Origin of the sequence: Winogradskyella eckloniae (assembly GCF_013249045.1) — a bacterium.
GTDB classification, from domain to species: Bacteria; Bacteroidota; Bacteroidia; order Flavobacteriales; family Flavobacteriaceae; genus Winogradskyella; species Winogradskyella eckloniae.
Genome location: NZ_JABRWP010000011.1, coordinates 59,796 through 77,890 on the forward strand (window position 1 = coordinate 59,796; position 18,095 = coordinate 77,890).

An 18,095-nucleotide genomic window follows, 5' to 3' on the forward strand; every position below is an offset into this window, starting at 1 on the left:
TGTTTTCACAACGGAATAATCCTTATTGTGAATTGCTTTCAGTACTGTAAATATATAAAAAGAAAATTATATACCTAATACGGAATTCCGTAATAATATTGTTTTATTAAGTATTAGGTTTAAACTAGAATTAAATAAATTATTAATGAAAAAAATACTAGGCTTAGATTTAGGAACAAATTCGATTGGGTGGGCTCAAATAGAATTAGATTTTAAGAATAAAAAGGGTAATATTAAAGGTGTTGGCAGTCGCATAATACCTATGAGTCAAGATATTTTAGGAAAGTTTGATGCAGGACAATCCATATCCCAAACCGCAGAAAGAACAGGATACAGAGGAGTAAGACGGCTTTACCAAAGAGATAACCTGCGCAGAGAACGTTTGCACAGAGTGTTAAATGTTTTAGGAATGCTTCCTTCTCATTATAAAGCAAGTATAGATTTTGAAAAAAAGTTGGGACAATTTAAACCTAAAACAGAGGTTAAGTTGCCTTATATAAGGAAAGAAGATGACCAATACTCATTTATTTTTCAAAACTCATTTCAGGAAATGGTCGAAATTTTTAAAGCCAATGGGTACACTGAAAATATTCCGTATGATTGGACAATTTACTATTTACGAAAAAAAGCCTTGACTCAAAAAATTGAAATAGAAGAATTGGCCTGGTTGCTTTTGAATTTTAATCAAAAAAGAGGCTATTATCAATTAAGAGGTGAGGAAGAAGAATTTAATAAAAACAAAAGCGAGGAATTTTATGCACTTCAAGTAGCAGATGTTCAAGCAACTGAAGATACCAACGCAAAGGGAACTTGGTACAATGTGGTTTTAGAAAACGGATGGATTTATAGACGTCAAAGCAAGGAACCGCTTTTTGAGTGGAAAGGTAAAACCAAAGAATTTATTATAACAACAAGTTTGGATGACCACGGTAATGTTAAAACCGATAAAGAGGGAAATGAAAAACGCAGCTTTAGGGCTGTTGATTCTGAAAAAGATTGGATTGCCATAAAGAAGAAGACTGAAAATGATATTGAAGACTCAGAAAAAACCGTTGGGACCTACATATTTGAATCGCTAGTTAAAAATCCAAGTCAAAAAATAAGAGGTAAACTCGTTAAGACCATTGAGCGTAAATATTATAGAAATGAGCTCGAAAAAATACTTGATAAACAATTAAAGGAGTATTCAAGTATATTTAATGATGATACTTTAAAGTCTTGTGTAGAAGAATTATACCCTAGAAATGAAGCGCATCAAAACACATTAATGACAAAAGATTTTAAACATCTTTTTGTTAACGACATTATTTTTTATCAGCGTCCTTTAAAAAGCAAAAAATCCTCTATTTCAGATTGTCCTTACGAAACACGTTCTTATTATAAAGATGGCGAGCTTTTAAAAAGACCACTAAAATGTATTCCAAGATCCAACCCAATTTATCAAGAGTTTAGACTTTGGCAGTTCATTCATAATTTAAAAATTTATCAAAAAGAAGGCGAAGAAAATGGAAAACCAGTGATAGATATCGATGTAACCATACAGTTTTTGGACAATCCTGAAAGCTATGCAACACTTTTTAAACAGCTTAACAGTAAAAAAGAAGTAAACCAAAAGCAATTGCTCTCATTGTTTAAACTTAATGAAACCTCTCATCGTTGGAATTTTCCAGAGGATAAGAAATATCCATGTAATGAAACACGAAGCCAGATAGCGAGCAGGCTTTCAAAATTGGATGGTTTTGATGTTGATGCTTTCTTAACTCAAGAAAAATTTCACGCTTTATGGCATCTCATTTATTCAGTTACCGATAAAGTGGAATACGAAAAAGCCCTATCCACTTTTGCCAAGAAAAATAATTTACCTGTTGCTAATTTTATAGAGAATTTCAAACGATTCCCTCCATTTGAAAGTTCTTATGGTGCCTATTCTGAAAAAGCCATTAAAAAACTATTGCCATTGATGAGAATGGGCAAATACTGGAATGAAGAAGCTATTTCCAATGAAGTAAAAAATAGAATTACAGATATTGTAGAGCGCCTAAATTCTATAGATTATCAAAGTGATAAACTTGATACTATTGCTGATGATGATGTGCCAATGCGCTTATTAAAATCCTTTGTTAAATCTAAAAATCGAACGCATCCATTACAAGGATTAAATACATATCAAACGTGTTATGCAGAATATAATAGACATTCCGAAATTGGAAATATCGTCCAATGGAAGCAGCCAGAGGATATTGATAATTATTTAGGAACATTTAAGCAGCACAGTTTGCGAAACCCTATTGTTGAGCAAGTTGTATTGGAAACGCTGCGCGTGGTTAGAGATGTATGGAAATACTATGGAGAAAAAGAAATCAAAAAAGGTAGAGAAATTTACAAACCACTTTTTGATGAAATACACGTAGAATTAGTTCGTGAGATGAAAAACGACAAAAAAACAAGAGAGCGCATATCAAAAGCAAATACGGAAAGGGAAAACACCAATGAACGTATAAAGGCTTTGCTCGAAGAGTTAAAAGCCGACCCAGAGGTTATTGATGATGTACGACCATATTCTCCAAGTCATCAAGAAATTTTAAAAATTTACGAAGATGGATTGTTTTCCAGCTTAAAGGAAGTTGATGAGGGTATCGAAAAAATTAGAAAAAAGAATAAGCCTACCAAGTCTGAAATTGTGAAGTACAAACTTTGGTTGGAGCAAGGTTATATTTCGCCATATACAGGAAAAATAATTCCACTATCAAAGTTGTTCTCAACGGCTTATCAAATTGAGCATATTATTCCGCAATCGCGTTATTTTGATAATTCTATGAACAACAAGATTATTTGCGAAAGTGCTGTAAATGAAGAAAAAGATAATAAAACAGCTTACGAGTTTATAAAAGAAAGAGGAGGAGCACTTATAGATTTAGGGCACGGAAAATCAGTTTCTCTATTTACTTTAAATGATTATGAACAGCATTGTCAAACATATTTTAAAAAGAACAAATCCAAGCTTGAAAGACTTTTAAGTGAAGATATCCCAGAAGGTTTCATAAATCGCCAGCTGAATGACAGTAGGTACATCAGTAAAATTGTAAAAGGATTATTGAGCAATATTGTAAGGGAAGATGGTGAACTTGAGGCTACTTCAAAGCATCTTGTTCCTGTTAATGGAGCAATTACTTCAAAATTAAAACAAGATTGGGGACTCAACGACAAGTGGAATGAAATTATAGTACCCCGTTTTAAACGATTAAACGAAAAAACTAATAGCAATGATTTCGGATATTGGGATGAAAAGATTAATGCCTTTAGAATACAAGTGCCTAAAGAGCTCGAACGTAATTTTAGTAAGAAAAGAATAGACCACAGGCATCATGCTTTGGATGCATTAGTTATAGCCTGTACAACGAAAGATCACATCAATTACATTACTTCAATTAACACAGAAAGAAGAAATTTTGCTTTAGTAAGTAAATTAAGAAATACAGAAACCATTATTAATAGTAATGGAAACAAGAGAACTGTTGCAAAAGAATACTTAAAACCTTGGAAAGATTTTACTACTGATGCCAAAGATGTATTGGAAAAAACAGTAATAAGTTTTAAATCAAACAATAGGGTAATTAATAAAACGAACAACAAGGTTTGGAAATGGGTTAATGAAAACGGACAGTTAAAGAAAAAACTGGTAAAACAAAACAGAGGTCAAAATTGGGCGATAAGAAAGCCCATGCATAAAGAAACTGTTTCGGGAAAGATAAACATGGAGGTTCCCAAAGGAAAAATTGCAACCGCTACACGTACAGAGCTAACTGATATTAAAACCAGAAAACGCCTAGAGTCTATTACAGATATGAGTATCCAAAAAATACTTGATAATCATTTAAAAAATTATACAGACGATAGCGGTAATGAGAATTTTGAATTGGCGTTTAACCAAGACGGTGTTGACGAACTCAACAAAAATATTCAAAAATTAAATGGAGGAAAACGTCATCATCCAATTAAAAAAGTTAGGTTATACGAAGTGGGAGTTAAATTTTCTATTGGAGAAACAGGACAGAAGTCTACAAAATTTGTTGAAGCGGCTAAAGGGACAAATCTTTTTTTCAATATTTATTGGGACGAGAAAAAACAGAAACGAACGTTTGAAACTGTACCACTAAATGAAGTCATTGCTCATCAAAAGCAAGTTGCGCACGTACCAAAAAATGAAAGAACAGAGGTGCAAATTGATAATTCTAAAGGTAAATTTCTATTTTCATTATCACCTAACGATTTGGTATTTGTTCCGAATAAAGATGAATTGAATAATCCTTCAATGGTCGTTTATGAAAAACTGAATAGAGAGCAATTAGAGCGAATTTACAAAATGGTCAGTAGCAGTGGTAATCAATGTTTTTTCATTAAGTCGGAGGTAGCAAATTTAATTTGGAACAAGAAAGAATATTCCGCTTTAAATAAAATGGAAAAAGATATTAATGGTAACATGATAAAAAATATTTGCTGGAAATTAAAAACAGATAGAATAGGAAACTTGAACGGTCTAAAATTATGATAAAACGCACCCTGTTTTTCGGAAATCCAGCCTATCTCAGTACCAAGAATGAGCAGTTGGTGGTTAATTTTCCTGAAGAAGTTAAGGGTGAAAAGACCATTCCTATTGAGGATTTAGGTTATGTGGTACTGGAAAATCCACAGATAACCGTTACCAATGGCTTGCTTATGAAATTGGTTCAAAACAAAACGGCCGTCATTACCTGCGACAAACAACATTTGCCCTGTAGCTTTTTACAGCCCTTGGTTGGCCATAGTGAGCAGACAGAACGCATGCGTCATCAACTTAATGCCAGCCTGCCGCTAAAAAAGAACCTTTGGCAACAGACGGTTACGGCTAAAATAGACAACCAAGCTGGGCATTTTATTGTTAGAGGTAAAAATGCATTACGTTTAAAACGCTATGCCAAGGCCGTAAAAAGTGGCGATTTTAACAATCAAGAAGCCTTGGCTGCCGCATTTTATTTTCAAAACCTTTTTGATATCGATGGTTTTAGCCGTAACCAAAAAGGAGTGCCGCCAAATAATCTGCTCAATTATGGTTATGCCATTCTTAGAGCTGTCACAGCAAGGGCTTTGGTAAGTAGTGGTTTATTGCCTTCGGTTGGAATTTTTCACCATAATAAATACAATGCGTTCTGTTTGGCAGATGATGTTATGGAGCCTTACCGTCCCTTTGTAGATGCTTTGGTCTATGATATTGTGGAAACCGGTTGCAATTTAGAGACGCTCAATACCAATATAAAATCCGATTTGTTGATGATTCCTGCAATAGATGTGGTCATTGATGGTAAACGAAGCCCGTTGATGAATGCCATGAGTCGTACCACGGCAAGTTTATTTGAGTGTTTTGAAGGCAGTAAGAGAAAAATATTATATCCCGAACTTAAGAGTGCGCTAGAAACCTTTACAAGTTAATATGACCGCGACCTATGGAATCTTATCTGTCACGCCTAAACCAATACCGTTGTATGTGGGTGCTCGTATTTTTTGATTTGCCAACCGAGACGATAAAAGAGCGTAAAGCTGCAACCCGATTTCGTAAAAATTTGTTGAACGATGGATTTGGCATGTTCCAGTTTAGTATTTATACACGGTTTTGTCCTAGTCGCGAAAATGCCTCAGTGCATATAAAACGCACCAAAAATGCTTTGCCAAAAAAAGGGAAGGTGTGTATTATGCAAATAACAGACAAACAATTTGGGATGATGGAACTCTTTCACGGCCAAACGGAAATCGAACCAGAACCACCAAGCCAGCAACTAGAATTGTTTTAATCTATAGATTGTCCCCTTGAGGGGACTTTAGGGGTGTTTTTTTGTAATGTTTAAACAGTGCCATGAAAAACAGGCTACAGCAAGTGTCCTGAGAATAATCAATTACCTTTCGACTTTGATTAAGGCAGCAATTAACACACTTAAATCGATTAAACGAGATTCATCGAATTCCATTAAAAAATAGTGGAATGCATTAAAGCAATTAAACTGACGTTTTATTATTTGAATTGAAAAAATGAATAGAAGATAAATAAGTCTGTTATAAAAAACAAGAATTATGCAAATTCTAAGCTTATATATAAAAAACAGGATACCAGCCTGTTACAGCAAGTATCCTGTGAATCATCAATAAAATTAATGAACTGAAAGCAATTCACAACGGAAACGGTTTTATGAACGGTTATTTTCCTCCTGTGAATCATCAATAAAATTAATGAACTGAAAGCAATTCACAACGCCTGTTGTTATTTGTTTTACTTCTTGTTTCCTGTGAATCATCAATAAAATTAATGAACTGAAAGCAATTCACAACTATGACTGTCGCGAAGCTTTTTATTGTTGACCTGTGAATCATCAATAAAATTAATGAACTGAAAGCAATTCACAACTTTACCCTTTGTTACATTTTTTAATACTCCCCTGTGAATCATCAATAAAATTAATGAACTGAAAGCAATTCACAACTTACATTTTTAATTGTTATTGTTTGTTTGCCTGTGAATCATCAATAAAATTAATGAACTGAAAGCAATTCACAACTTACGGGAAATTAATTCGCTGTTGTGGGTTCCTGTGAATCATCAATAAAATTAATGAACTGAAAGCAATTCACAACTATGCTTGTCGGGTCGTTTTTACGTGCCTCCTGTGAATCATCAATAAAATTAATGAACTGAAAGCAATTCACAACTACTTCCTGTTAATTAAATCGTTCTCAAACCCTGTGAATCATCAATAAAATTAATGAACTGAAAGCAATTCACAACCCTCTATACGTTGTTCTAGTTTAGTGATGTCCTGTGAATCATCAATAAAATTAATGAACTGAAAGCAATTCACAACAGGCTACGGACTAAGCGTCTACATAGACACCTGTGAATCATCAATAAAATTAATGAACTGAAAGCAATTCACAACAAAATAAAGATGCAAACGGATTTATTAAAACCTGTGAATCATCAATAAAATTAATGAACTGAAAGCAATTCACAACACAAAGCATTAAACTAAACAAAATGATAGACCTGTGAATCATCAATAAAATTAATGAACTGAAAGCAATTCACAACTACAATCTGCATAGGTAGTATATGAAATTTCCTGTGAATCATCAATAAAATTAATGAACTGAAAGCAATTCACAACTATTATTTTTGCACTCATTTTTCTTCTTACCCTGTGAATCATCAATAAAATTAATGAACTGAAAGCAATTCACAACATTATTAACAACTATAACACCAGTATCATCCCTGTGAATCATCAATAAAATTAATGAACTGAAAGCAATTCACAACAAGTGCTATATTGCTTAGTGAGTATTTGTACCTGTGAATCATCAATAAAATTAATGAACTGAAAGCAATTCACAACACATTACCTTTAATAACACCACAATCTAACCCTGTGAATCATCAATAAAATTAATGAACTGAAAGCAATTCACAACTGGTGTGCCTAGCACTAAAACAGTCTTATGCCTGTGAATCATCAATAAAATTAATGAACTGAAAGCAATTCACAACCAGACACGCAGTTTGATTTGGTTGGTTATGCCTGTGAATCATCAATAAAATTAATGAACTGAAAGCAATTCACAACACGGTAAGTGTTTTAGACAGCCTTCATTGTCCTGTGAATCATCAATAAAATTAATGAACTGAAAGCAATTCACAACTGTTTCGTCGTCGTTTTCGTTAATGTCTTCCCTGTGAATCATCAATAAAATTAATGAACTGAAAGCAATTCACAACGCCGCTTCCAAATAAACAGTCAAGCCATCACCTGTGAATCATCAATAAAATTAATGAACTGAAAGCAATTCACAACCGGTACTGTAAACGAATTATTACAGCGTTACCTGTGAATCATCAATAAAATTAATGAACTGAAAGCAATTCACAACTAGAAATGAAAACGTTATAATTGAAACTACCTGTGAATCATCAATAAAATTAATGAACTGAAAGCAATTCACAACTCTAACTGCTTATCTAAGATAGTGTTATTGCCTGTGAATCATCAATAAAATTAATGAACTGAAAGCAATTCACAACAATTAGAATATATGTTGATGGTAAGTTTTTCCTGTGAATCATCAATAAAATTAATGAACTGAAAGCAATTCACAACGTGATAACTTACATAATTTACCTTAACAACCCTGTGAATCATCAATAAAATTAATGAACTGAAAGCAATTCACAACAGAAACGACTATTACTGTAAAGGATTAGGTCCTGTGAATCATCAATAAAATTAATGAACTGAAAGCAATTCACAACAGATAATCCTTTTATTTCAGTACAGGAAAACCTGTGAATCATCAATAAAATTAATGAACTGAAAGCAATTCACAACTTACGTGAAATTAATTCGCTGTTGTGGGTTCCTGTGAATCATCAATAAAATTAATGAACTGAAAGCAATTCACAACACGTTTTGAACTCGCTGTCTTTTTCACTTACCTGTGAATCATCAATAAAATTAATGAACTGAAAGCAATTCACAACCGGTACTGTAAACGAATTATTACAGCGTTACCTGTGAATCATCAATAAAATTAATGAACTGAAAGCAATTCACAACAGACTTGATAAAGGGCTACTATCTATAAACCTGTGAATCATCAATAAAATTAATGAACTGAAAGCAATTCACAACAGAAATGGAACAAACTCCAGCAGAGATGGCCTGTGAATCATCAATAAAATTAATGAACTGAAAGCAATTCACAACGACCTCTGTATTCATTATATTCTGTTTTATCCTGTGAATCATCAATAAAATTAATGAACTGAAAGCAATTCACAACAGCAATATCAAACATACTAGGCGAAGAAAGCCTGTGAATCATCAATAAAATTAATGAACTGAAAGCAATTCACAACTCTACACGATGAAACTTTTTAGAGTTCGCCCTGTGAATCATCAATAAAATTAATGAACTGAAAGCAATTCACAACTTAACGTCGTAGTATTATTCATCCACTCAACCTGTGAATCATCAATAAAATTAATGAACTGAAAGCAATTCACAACACAAATAACGAAAACTAAAACATGTCAAAACCTGTGAATCATCAATAAAATTAATGAATTGAAAGCAATTCACAACTGTGCAAGCACCATAAATCAAAACAATAAACCAGTGAATTATCCATAAAATTACGGAACTGAATCCTGAAACTCAAAATTAAAGAACATTTTATTATGCCCTCACTGGCTTTTTTACACTATAAAATAAAAACAAGCCAATAACGCCAGTAATAAAGAAGCCCATAAAAAGAGGTAATACTGAGGTTGTTATAAACGTACCTATATAATATGCAATAGGTACAGCCATTATGGTAGAAATAAATCCGTTGAGCGCAGAACCTATGCCAGCAATATGTCCTAAGGGCTGCATAGCCAAAGCTCTATAATTACCAAATAAGAACGCTACACTTGTAAATTGTAAAATTAAAAATACAATTAATAATCCTATACTTGGGTTATCGCCAGACCAAAATAAAATAACATATAGTAAGGAAATACTAACAAATGCCAATAGCGCAATATTTACTAAATTCCACATCCCAAAACGCATAACTATGGCACTATTTAAAAATGTAGCCAATCCAATAGTAATCGCTAAACTGGCAAAAATGTAAGGAAAGTAATGGCCCAAGTTATATTGTACTTGAAAAATTTGTTGCGCTGTACCCAAATAGACCATAAATGAACCCATGATTAAGCCAGAAAGCAACGTGTAAACAATAGCAGATTTTATTTGAAAAAATAGTATTGAGCCTGTTTTAAAAATAGACCATCTAAATGTTTTTCTGTATTTGTTTTGTAATGTTTCTGGTTGGCGCTTCCAAAACCATAGCATTATTAAAGAGCCAAAAGCTAAGTTGACATTAAAAATAGATTCCCAACCAAAATGATGCAATAAAAATTGTCCTAGCATAGGCGCAATGACAGGGACTAAAATAAATGTCATCGTTACTATAGATAGAATTTTTGCCATATGATCGCCACTATAAGAATCGCGAACAATGGCGATACTCATGGTACGTGGTGAGGATAAACCTATACCTTGTAAAACGCGCCCAAAAAGCACAATTTCAAAATTTTTAGTGCTAATACAAATTAGTGAAGCGATAATAAAAATTCCAAAACCAACATAGACCATGGGTTTGCGACCAAAGCTATCAGACAGTGGACCAAAAATAAGTTGCCCAAATCCTAAACCTAAAAATATAGTAAATATTAATTTTTGATTTTCAGTGGCATTGGCGCTGTTTAAATACGCACCTATTTTAGGTAAAGCCGGCAAAACCGCATCAATAGATAAGGCGACAATAGACATTAACGCAGCCATTAATACTACAAATTCTAATTGGGATCGGTTTTCTTTTTGCATGGCGCAAAAGTAGTTGAATATAACCCTAATTTGGGGACACTTTAACATATTAATAATTTCTTAATATGTGTTGCGTTGTTATGCCATGAACTCATGTTTTTGAATCCGCTGTAATTCGTGTTATTTTCAATAACAACAGCTTATATTTGCATAAAGACCATTCGCTATGAAGCATTATAATGCAACGTCAAAATCTACCAAAACCGAAAAGCCAAAAGTAACCTTAAAGACCGCCTTTAAAACCATCATTTGGCCTAGACGTAAATTGGTGTTATTAGGGTTAATACTTATTATAATCCGAAGTTTGGCTGGTTTTGTATTGCCGTTAGAAAGTAAAGTATTACTTGATGAGGTTGTACCAACAAAAAATTACAATCAACTATATACGTTAATCGCCATTGTAATTGCTGCGATATTAGTGCAAGCATTAACATCGTTTTTATTGACAAAAGTACTCAGCATACAGGCGCAATACTTAATTAGTGAATTAAGAGCTCAAGTTCAAAAAAAGGTACTGTCGTTACCTATTAGCTTTTTTGACAACACAAAATCTGGTGCTTTAGTCTCTCGGATTATGACCGATGTAGAAGGTGTAAGAAACCTCATAGGTACAGGCTTAGTGCAATTGGTAGGCGGTTCGTTTACAGCCATAATTACTTTAGTTATTTTATTACGCATGAATGTGTGGATGACGCTTTTTACATTTATTCCGCTCTCTATTTTTGGTGTTATTGCTCTAAAGGCGTTTAAATATATACGACCAATTTTTAGAGCGCGAGGAAAAATAAATGCTGAGGTCAAAGGCCGTTTAAACGAAACCTTAGCTGGTGTAAGGGTAATAAAAGCGTTTAATGCCGAAGCACAAGAAAACAAAGTGTTTGAGAAAGGTGTAGAACATATTTTTCAGAATGTAAAGAAGAGTATGACCGCAACCGCAATAATGACAAGTTCGTCAACGTTTTTAATTGGGTTAGCCACTACAGGTATTATGGGAATAGGTGGACACTACATGATTAATGGCGAAATAACACCAGGCGACTTTTTGCAATTTACCTTTCTGTTAGCTTTTATGGTCGCGCCTATTGTTCAAATGAGTAATATTGGAAGTCAGTTAACAGAAGCTTTGGCAGGCTTAGATAGAACAGAAGAGTTAATGAATTTGGCTGCTGAAGATGAACAAGAGGATAGAACCATAGAATTACCAGCCATTACAGGGCATATAAAATTTAATGATGTCTCTTTCGCCTATGAAAAAGGGAAACCTGTGCTTCATCATATTAATTTTGAAGCGCCATCAGGATCTGTGATTGCTTTAGTGGGTAGTTCGGGTTCTGGTAAATCTACCATTGCAGGCTTGTCGGCAACGTTTCTTAATCCAGATTCTGGAGTGATAACTATTGATGACAAGGATTTGTCTAAAGTGAAGTTGAGTAGTTTTAGACAACACTTGGGTGTGGTTTTACAAGATGAATTTCTGTTTGAAGGTTCTATTAGAGAAAACATAATGTTTCCAAGGCCACATGCTACAGAAGCGCAATTGCAATATGCCGTGCAAGCCGCTTATGTTAATGAATTTACAGACCGTTTTGATGAAGGTTTAGACACTTTAATTGGTGAGCGAGGTGTGAAACTCTCAGGTGGTCAAAGGCAAAGAATAGCTATAGCAAGAGCCATATTAGCAGACCCAAAAATTATTATATTAGATGAAGCGACTTCTAATTTAGATACTGAAAGTGAAAGCTTAATTCAGAAAAGTTTATCAGAATTAACCAATAACAGAACAACCATTGTTATTGCGCACCGTTTAAGTACCATTAAAAAAGCAGATCAAATATTAGTCATAGAAGCTGGAAGAATCGCAGAACGCGGTACGCACGACGAGTTGTTAAAGGCGAAAGGACGCTATTATGATTTATATACGTTTCAGGCAAAAATTTAAATTTATTTGTAATAAAAAAAAACTATGATAACCGATACTTTAATCATTCTTTTTGAGAGAGACCTTAACAAATTAATAGAAGAGGTAGGGCTTTATAAACAAGCCTCTAATTTATGGAAAACAGATGGGCAAATTTCGAATTCTGCAGGCGGATTATGTCTTCATTTAATTGGTAATTTAAACCATTTTATTGGCGCAATTTTAGGAGATTCTGGCTATGTAAGGCAACGCGATCTAGAATTTTCATTAAAAGATGTGCCAGCATCAGAATTGGTTTTGCAAATCAAAGCTACGCTGATTGTGGTTAAAAACACAATTAAAAATCTTACAGAAGAGCAATTACAGGCCGATTATCCACTTGAAGTGTTTAATAAGCCAATGACCACTATGTATTTTTTAATGCATTTAGAATCGCATTTAGCCTATCATTTGGGGCAAATTAACTATCATAGAAGATTACTTGACCAATAAATTTTGGTGGTCTACACTATAAAGCGCATTTGCGGAAGTGCATATAGCTTTATGGCAATGGCAATCAATAAAAAAAACCTTACCTGTTGGTTAACGGGTAAGGTGGTTGTACGTTCTTATAAAGGTATATTTCCGTGTTTACGATGCGGTCTGTCCACGTTTTTATGTTCTAACATTTTAAAGGCTTTTATCAGTTTGCGTCTTGTGTATTGTGGTTCAATGACATCATCAATAAAACCACGTTCTGCAGCACTATAAGGATTTGCGAATAGTTGCGCGTATTCTGCTTCTTTTTCTTTCCACATAGCCTCTTTGTCTTCGGCAGCGTTGATATCGCGCTTAAAAATAATTTCAGCAGCACCTTTTGCACCCATAACTGCAATTTCGGCATTGGGCCATGCAAAATTCATATCAGCGCCAATGTGTTTAGAGTTCATGACATCGTAAGCACCACCATACGCTTTTCTTGTTATCACTGTGATTCTAGGTACGGTAGCTTCGCTAAACGCATAGAGTAATTTAGCGCCATTTACAATTATACCATTCCATTCTTGATCGGTTCCTGGTAGAAATCCTGGTACGTCTTCTAAGACCAATAGCGGTATATTAAAGCAATCGCAAAAACGAACAAAACGCGCTGCTTTTTTAGAGCTATTTACGTCTAGAACACCTGCTAGAAACATAGGTTGGTTGGCTACAATACCAATGCTTTTACCGCCTAAACGCGCAAAACCAACGATAATGTTTTCAGAAAAATCTTTATGAATTTCAAAAAATGAATTGACATCAATGATACCGTTTATCACCTGATGCATATCATAAGGTTTGTTTGGGTTTTCGGGTACAATGGTAGATAATACATCTCTCAGTTCTTCTGCAGGTACAAAAGGCAAATCGTCTGGTCTACTGATATTGCTTTGTGGTAAATAACTGAGTAAGGTTTTAATGTGTTCTAGGCACTCTACATCGTTTGAAGCGGTTTTATGTGCTACGCCAGACTTAGAAGAATGCACACTGGCACCTCCTAATTCTTCACTGCTCACTTCTTCATTGGTTACTGTTTTTACCACATTAGGACCAGTGACAAACATATAACTGGTGTCTTGTACCATTAAAGTAAAATCAGTCATGGCTGGTGAATAGACAGCACCACCTGCACAAGGTCCCATAATTGCTGAGATCTGTGGTATAACACCAGACGCTTGTACGTTTCTGTAGAAGATATCGGCATAGCCACCAAGGGATCGCACACCTTCTTGAATACGAGCGCCTCCAGAATCGTTAAGACCAATGATTGGCGCACCAACATTGACAGCCAAATCCATTATTTTACAGATTTTTTCGGCATGGGTTTCGGATAAAGAACCTCCAAAAACAGTAAAATCTTGCGCAAATACATAGATTAGTTTTCCATTAACTGTGCCGTAACCTGTAACAACACCATCACCATAAAATTGCTGATTAGCCATCCCAAAATCTTTGGTTCTATGTGTCACTAAGGCACCAATTTCTTCAAAAGACCCTTCGTCTAATAGGTACATAACACGTTCTCTTGCGGTTAATTTTTTCTTTTGGTGTTGTTTGTCTATTCGTGCTTGGCCACCTCCTAATTTTGCTAAGGCGAGCTTATCGTGTAGTGTTTTAATTTTGGAATCCATATTTTATTTTTTTGTTATTCTGACCGTATTTCAGAATCTCATACTATTTTAGTTTTTTGCGACGTTTCTATGACATAAGCTGTAATGATTATCATGTGAATTACGAACTTCTAGTATTTAGTGTCTAGTGTCTAGTGTCTAGTGTCTAGTGTCTAGTGTCTAGTGTCTGGTATCTAGTATCGAAAATCTAAAATCTTGACTCTTTACCTAACACCTAACACCTAATGCCTAATGCCTAATACTTCATACTTCACACTCTTTACCCTAATCTGGTACACGTAAAATGTTCTGTTCTGCCAAATAGTGTTTCAAAGCGAGTTTTGCTGCGATGTTGGCTTCTATTTGTTGTTGCTTTTCTAAGAGGTTAGGAGCGTAGTGGGTCTTCACAAAATGCGTGTCAAATGTTCCGCTTCTAAAGGCGTCATGTTCGCACACAAAACGACCAAATGGTAAGGTGGTTTCTACCCCTTTTATATGGTAATTGTCAATGGCCTCGATCATTAATTCAATAGCTTCTTCTCGTGTTTTGCCATATGTGATGAGTTTTGAAAGCATTGGGTCGTAATATATTGGGATGTCCATCCCTTCTTCAAAACCGTTATCTACTCTTATGTTTTTGCCTTCTGGGAGTTTGTAAACATCTAGTGTTCCTACACTTGGTAGAAAATCATTCATAGGATCTTCAGCATAGACTCTAAGTTCTAAGGCATGGCCATTAATTTTTAATTGGTCTTGCGTTATGTTTAATTTTTCTCCTTTCGCGACTTGTATTTGAAGTGCTACCAGATCCACACCAGCAATCCACTCCGTAACTGGGTGCTCAACTTGGAGTCTTGTATTCATTTCTAAAAAGTAGAAATTTAAATTTTCGTCTAAAAGAAACTCTACGGTTCCGGCGCCAATATAATCGCAAGAACGCGCGACATTAATTGCAGCTTGGCCCATTTCTTCTCTCAATGCAGGAGTAAGTGCGGAAGAAGGTGCTTCTTCTACAACTTTTTGATGACGACGTTGTATAGAACATTCGCGCTCAAACAAATGAAGTACATTGCCATGAGAATCTGCCATGATTTGAATTTCAATATGTCTTGGTGAGGCCACATATTTTTCAATAAAAACAGAGCCATCCCCAAACGCATTGGTGGCTTCACTAATCGCTCTATCCATTTGCGATTTAAATTCAGATTCATGTTTTACAATACGCATGCCTTTTCCGCCACCACCTGCAGAGGCTTTAATCAAAATAGGGAAACCAATGGATTTCGCAATATGCTGTGCTTCAGAAATGTCTGTTATTGCTTCATCAGTACCAGGAACCATTGGGATATTATAAGCCTTAACTGTTTCTTTAGCTGCCAATTTACTTCCCATAACTCTAATGGCTTTAGAGCGAGGGCCTATGAAGATGATGTTATGTGCTTCACATAATTCTGCAAAATCTGCGTTTTCACTTAAAAACCCGTAACCTGGATGGATGGCATCTACGTTTAATGCTTTTGAAACATCAATAATTTTTTGACCTAAAAGGTAGGATGCGTTAGATGGAGCAGGACCAATACAAACGGCTTGGTCTGCAAATTTAACATGTGGTGCGTTTCTATCTACCTCAGAGAAAACGGCAACCGTTTTGATTCCCATATTTTTTGCAGTACGCATTACACGGATCGCAATTTCTCCTCTATTTGCAACTAATAATTTTTTCATACTATTCAAACTCAATTAATAATGCATTTTTATCGACGGTGTCACCTTGATTAATGGTGATGGATTTTATAACACCATCGCGAGGTGAGTTAATGACATTTTCCATTTTCATGGCTTCTAATATTAATAAAGCATCATTTTCTTTTACGTCTTGCCCTTCAGAAACATTAATTTCTAGTATTAATCCTGGCATGGGTGCATTAATAGTATCAATTTGCTTTGAGGCTCCGATTTCAAACCCTAAAGCTTCGATTTGTTGGTCTAGAGCGTCCTGGATGACAACGTTATACGTGCTGTTATTTACGTTAATACTGTAACTTTTCTTGTTGAAATTAGACTTTATAATTTCAGCCTTAATGGATGTGTTATCATGAAGTATATGATACTTGTTTGTTGCTGTTTCTACACAATCTAGAGTGTCTAAATCAGCTTTTGATAGCTTAAAAGTATCCGTAGCGTTGACTTTTATTTTGTACATACTCGGTGTTTATTTTATCGGATTGCTAAGTTATAACGAAAACATCAAATAAAATATAATTTTATGTACGATATTTTGAGAATATCATAAATAATGTTATATATGGTATGTTCTTAAACGTACAGAGTGATGAATTGTTACGGCTTAAAATTTGAAATATCCTGATGTTTTTTTATGGCCTTTTTAGAAAGAACAATGGCTACTGCGAGTGATATAAATGCGCCAATGGAAATTCCAGGAATAAAATTAATGAACAAGAAAAAATCATAAGCACCATGAAAGAGTGTTGCTAACAATAGTCCAGTAACATTAAGAACTAATCGGTTGTTAGAAAATTTTGCTTTACCCATGTAATAGCCCATTAATATCCCAAAAGTAGCATGTGCAGGTACTGCTGTGAATGCTCTAAGAATAGCGGTTTCATAGCCTCCATCTATAACGTACATAATGTTTTCTGTACACGCAAAACCCATAGATACCATGACGGCATAAATGATACCATCATAAGGTTCGTTAAATGCTTTTTTAGGCTGTGCAAAATATTTGACAATAGCGTATTTACTGAATTCTTCAGATAAGGCAACCACGACAAAGGCCTGAATAAATTGTTGCCAAATACTAAATTGATCTGTGATAGGAATAAATCGGTTGGTAAAAAAGTATAAACCAAATACAATAAGTATACTGATAATAGCGCCTAAAAGAAAACTAGAAATAAGTAGGCCTCTTGGTTCTTTCTCGTGTTTGTCTTGTACATAAATATATAAAATGATACTAAAAACAGGTGCAACAGCTAATAACAATAAATTCATATTTGATAATGTTCTTTTATAGCATTTAATATAAATTTATAATACGGCGTATTACTAGTTACAAAATGAGAATTGGTTTTGCTGTGTTTTAGTAAGCTGTCAAATTCCGAAAAACTAACCAATTTAACGGCTTCAACTTCCTCTTCTTGTAGTGTTAAATCTTGTAAATCTATCTGTAATTTCGCCATAAAAACTTGATGAAACTCATTGTCTTGAATGGTGTTATTCGCGTAGCTTGTTTCGTGCAGAAAAACACCAATTTGTTTAAAATCTGTCGGCTTCAGGTGTAGGCCAATTTCTTCTTGGGTTTCACGTATTGCTGCTTCAATAAATGTTTCACCAGCATCGATATGTCCTGCTACGGAGACGTCCCAAAGTAAAGGGTAGATAATTTTCTTATGAGAACGTTGTTGTAAAAGAATTTCTCCTGTAGACGTATATAGCCACAAATGAATAGTATTGTGGTAAAGTCCGTTGGCATGAGCGACAGATTTTAAAGCCGTTTTTCCGGTTGGTTTGCCGTTTTTGTCTACAATGTCTAGAATCTCTTCCATATATAAGAAAGACCTGCTAAGTGGGTC

General features: G+C 34.6%; 11 protein-coding genes and 1 CRISPR repeat array. Of the genes, 5 read left to right on the forward strand and 6 right to left on the reverse strand.

What is annotated here, in order from left to right; genetic code table 11:
• The first annotated feature begins 145 nt into the window (after nt 1–145).
• From cas9 to cas2, 3 genes are read left to right on the forward strand one after another with little or no spacing between them, the layout of a single operon-like run.
• Entirely contained in the window at nt 146–4,549 is a 4,404-nt protein-coding gene (cas9, locus tag HNV08_RS15150; RefSeq protein ID WP_173282205.1) for a type II CRISPR RNA-guided endonuclease Cas9, read from the forward strand.
• Complete coding sequence (cas1, locus tag HNV08_RS15155; protein ID WP_173282206.1) at nt 4,546–5,466, forward strand: type II CRISPR-associated endonuclease Cas1; 921 nt, start codon at nt 4,546–4,548, stop codon at nt 5,464–5,466. The genes cas9 and cas1 overlap by 4 nt, the downstream gene beginning before the upstream one ends.
• A gap of 53 nt (nt 5,467–5,519) precedes the next feature.
• On the forward strand, nt 5,520–5,825 hold the full coding sequence (gene cas2 / locus HNV08_RS15160) for a CRISPR-associated endonuclease Cas2 (protein ID WP_241697241.1): 306 nt from the start codon (nt 5,520–5,522) through the stop codon (nt 5,823–5,825).
• Between the two features lie 334 nt (nt 5,826–6,159).
• Nucleotides 6,160–9,162: a CRISPR direct-repeat array (repeat unit 46 nt; unit sequence CCTGTGAATCATCAATAAAATTAATGAACTGAAAGCAATTCACAAC).
• A 93-nt stretch (nt 9,163–9,255) separates the two neighbouring features.
• Here the strand turns inward: cas2 and HNV08_RS15165 are convergent.
• Complete coding sequence (locus HNV08_RS15165) at nt 9,256–10,452, reverse strand: multidrug effflux MFS transporter (RefSeq protein ID WP_173282208.1); 1,197 nt, start codon at nt 10,450–10,452, stop codon at nt 9,256–9,258.
• Between the two features lie 166 nt (nt 10,453–10,618).
• Between HNV08_RS15165 and HNV08_RS15170 the strand changes: the two genes are divergently transcribed.
• Together HNV08_RS15170 and HNV08_RS15175 are read left to right on the forward strand one after the other, a co-directional pair.
• Nucleotides 10,619–12,391 (forward strand): ABC transporter ATP-binding protein, encoded by a 1,773-nt coding sequence (locus HNV08_RS15170; protein WP_173282209.1) that lies wholly within the window; start codon nt 10,619–10,621, stop codon nt 12,389–12,391.
• A gap of 24 nt (nt 12,392–12,415) precedes the next feature.
• The gene (locus tag HNV08_RS15175) at nt 12,416–12,862 is read left to right on the forward strand and encodes a DinB family protein (protein ID WP_173282210.1); all 447 of its coding nucleotides are present in this window, start codon (nt 12,416–12,418) and stop codon (nt 12,860–12,862) included.
• Nucleotides 12,863–12,978: 116 nt separating this feature from the next.
• Here HNV08_RS15175 and HNV08_RS15180 read toward each other — a convergent pair whose 3' ends face one another.
• From HNV08_RS15180 to HNV08_RS15200, 5 genes are all read right to left on the reverse strand, one after another.
• Nucleotides 12,979–14,520, reverse strand: coding sequence for an acyl-CoA carboxylase subunit beta (locus HNV08_RS15180; protein ID WP_173282211.1), 1,542 nt, complete (start codon nt 14,518–14,520; stop codon nt 12,979–12,981).
• 264 nt (nt 14,521–14,784) lie between these two features.
• Nucleotides 14,785–16,224 carry an acetyl-CoA carboxylase biotin carboxylase subunit gene (accC, locus tag HNV08_RS15185; protein ID WP_173282212.1) on the reverse strand — a complete coding sequence of 480 codons (1,440 nt, stop codon included), beginning with the start codon at nt 16,222–16,224 and terminating at the stop codon, nt 14,785–14,787.
• Nucleotide 16,225: 1 nt separating this feature from the next.
• Nucleotides 16,226–16,702, reverse strand: a complete 477-nt coding sequence (locus HNV08_RS15190) for an acetyl-CoA carboxylase biotin carboxyl carrier protein subunit (RefSeq protein WP_173282213.1) — start codon at nt 16,700–16,702, stop codon at nt 16,226–16,228.
• 137 nt (nt 16,703–16,839) lie between these two features.
• Nucleotides 16,840–17,514, reverse strand: coding sequence for a PrsW family intramembrane metalloprotease (locus HNV08_RS15195; protein WP_173282214.1), 675 nt, complete (start codon nt 17,512–17,514; stop codon nt 16,840–16,842).
• Nucleotides 17,511–18,068: an NUDIX hydrolase gene (locus tag HNV08_RS15200; RefSeq protein WP_173282215.1), complete on the reverse strand. Its 558-nt coding sequence runs from the start codon at nt 18,066–18,068 to the stop codon at nt 17,511–17,513. The genes HNV08_RS15195 and HNV08_RS15200 overlap by 4 nt, the downstream gene beginning before the upstream one ends.
• Nucleotides 18,069–18,095 lie beyond the last annotated feature (27 nt).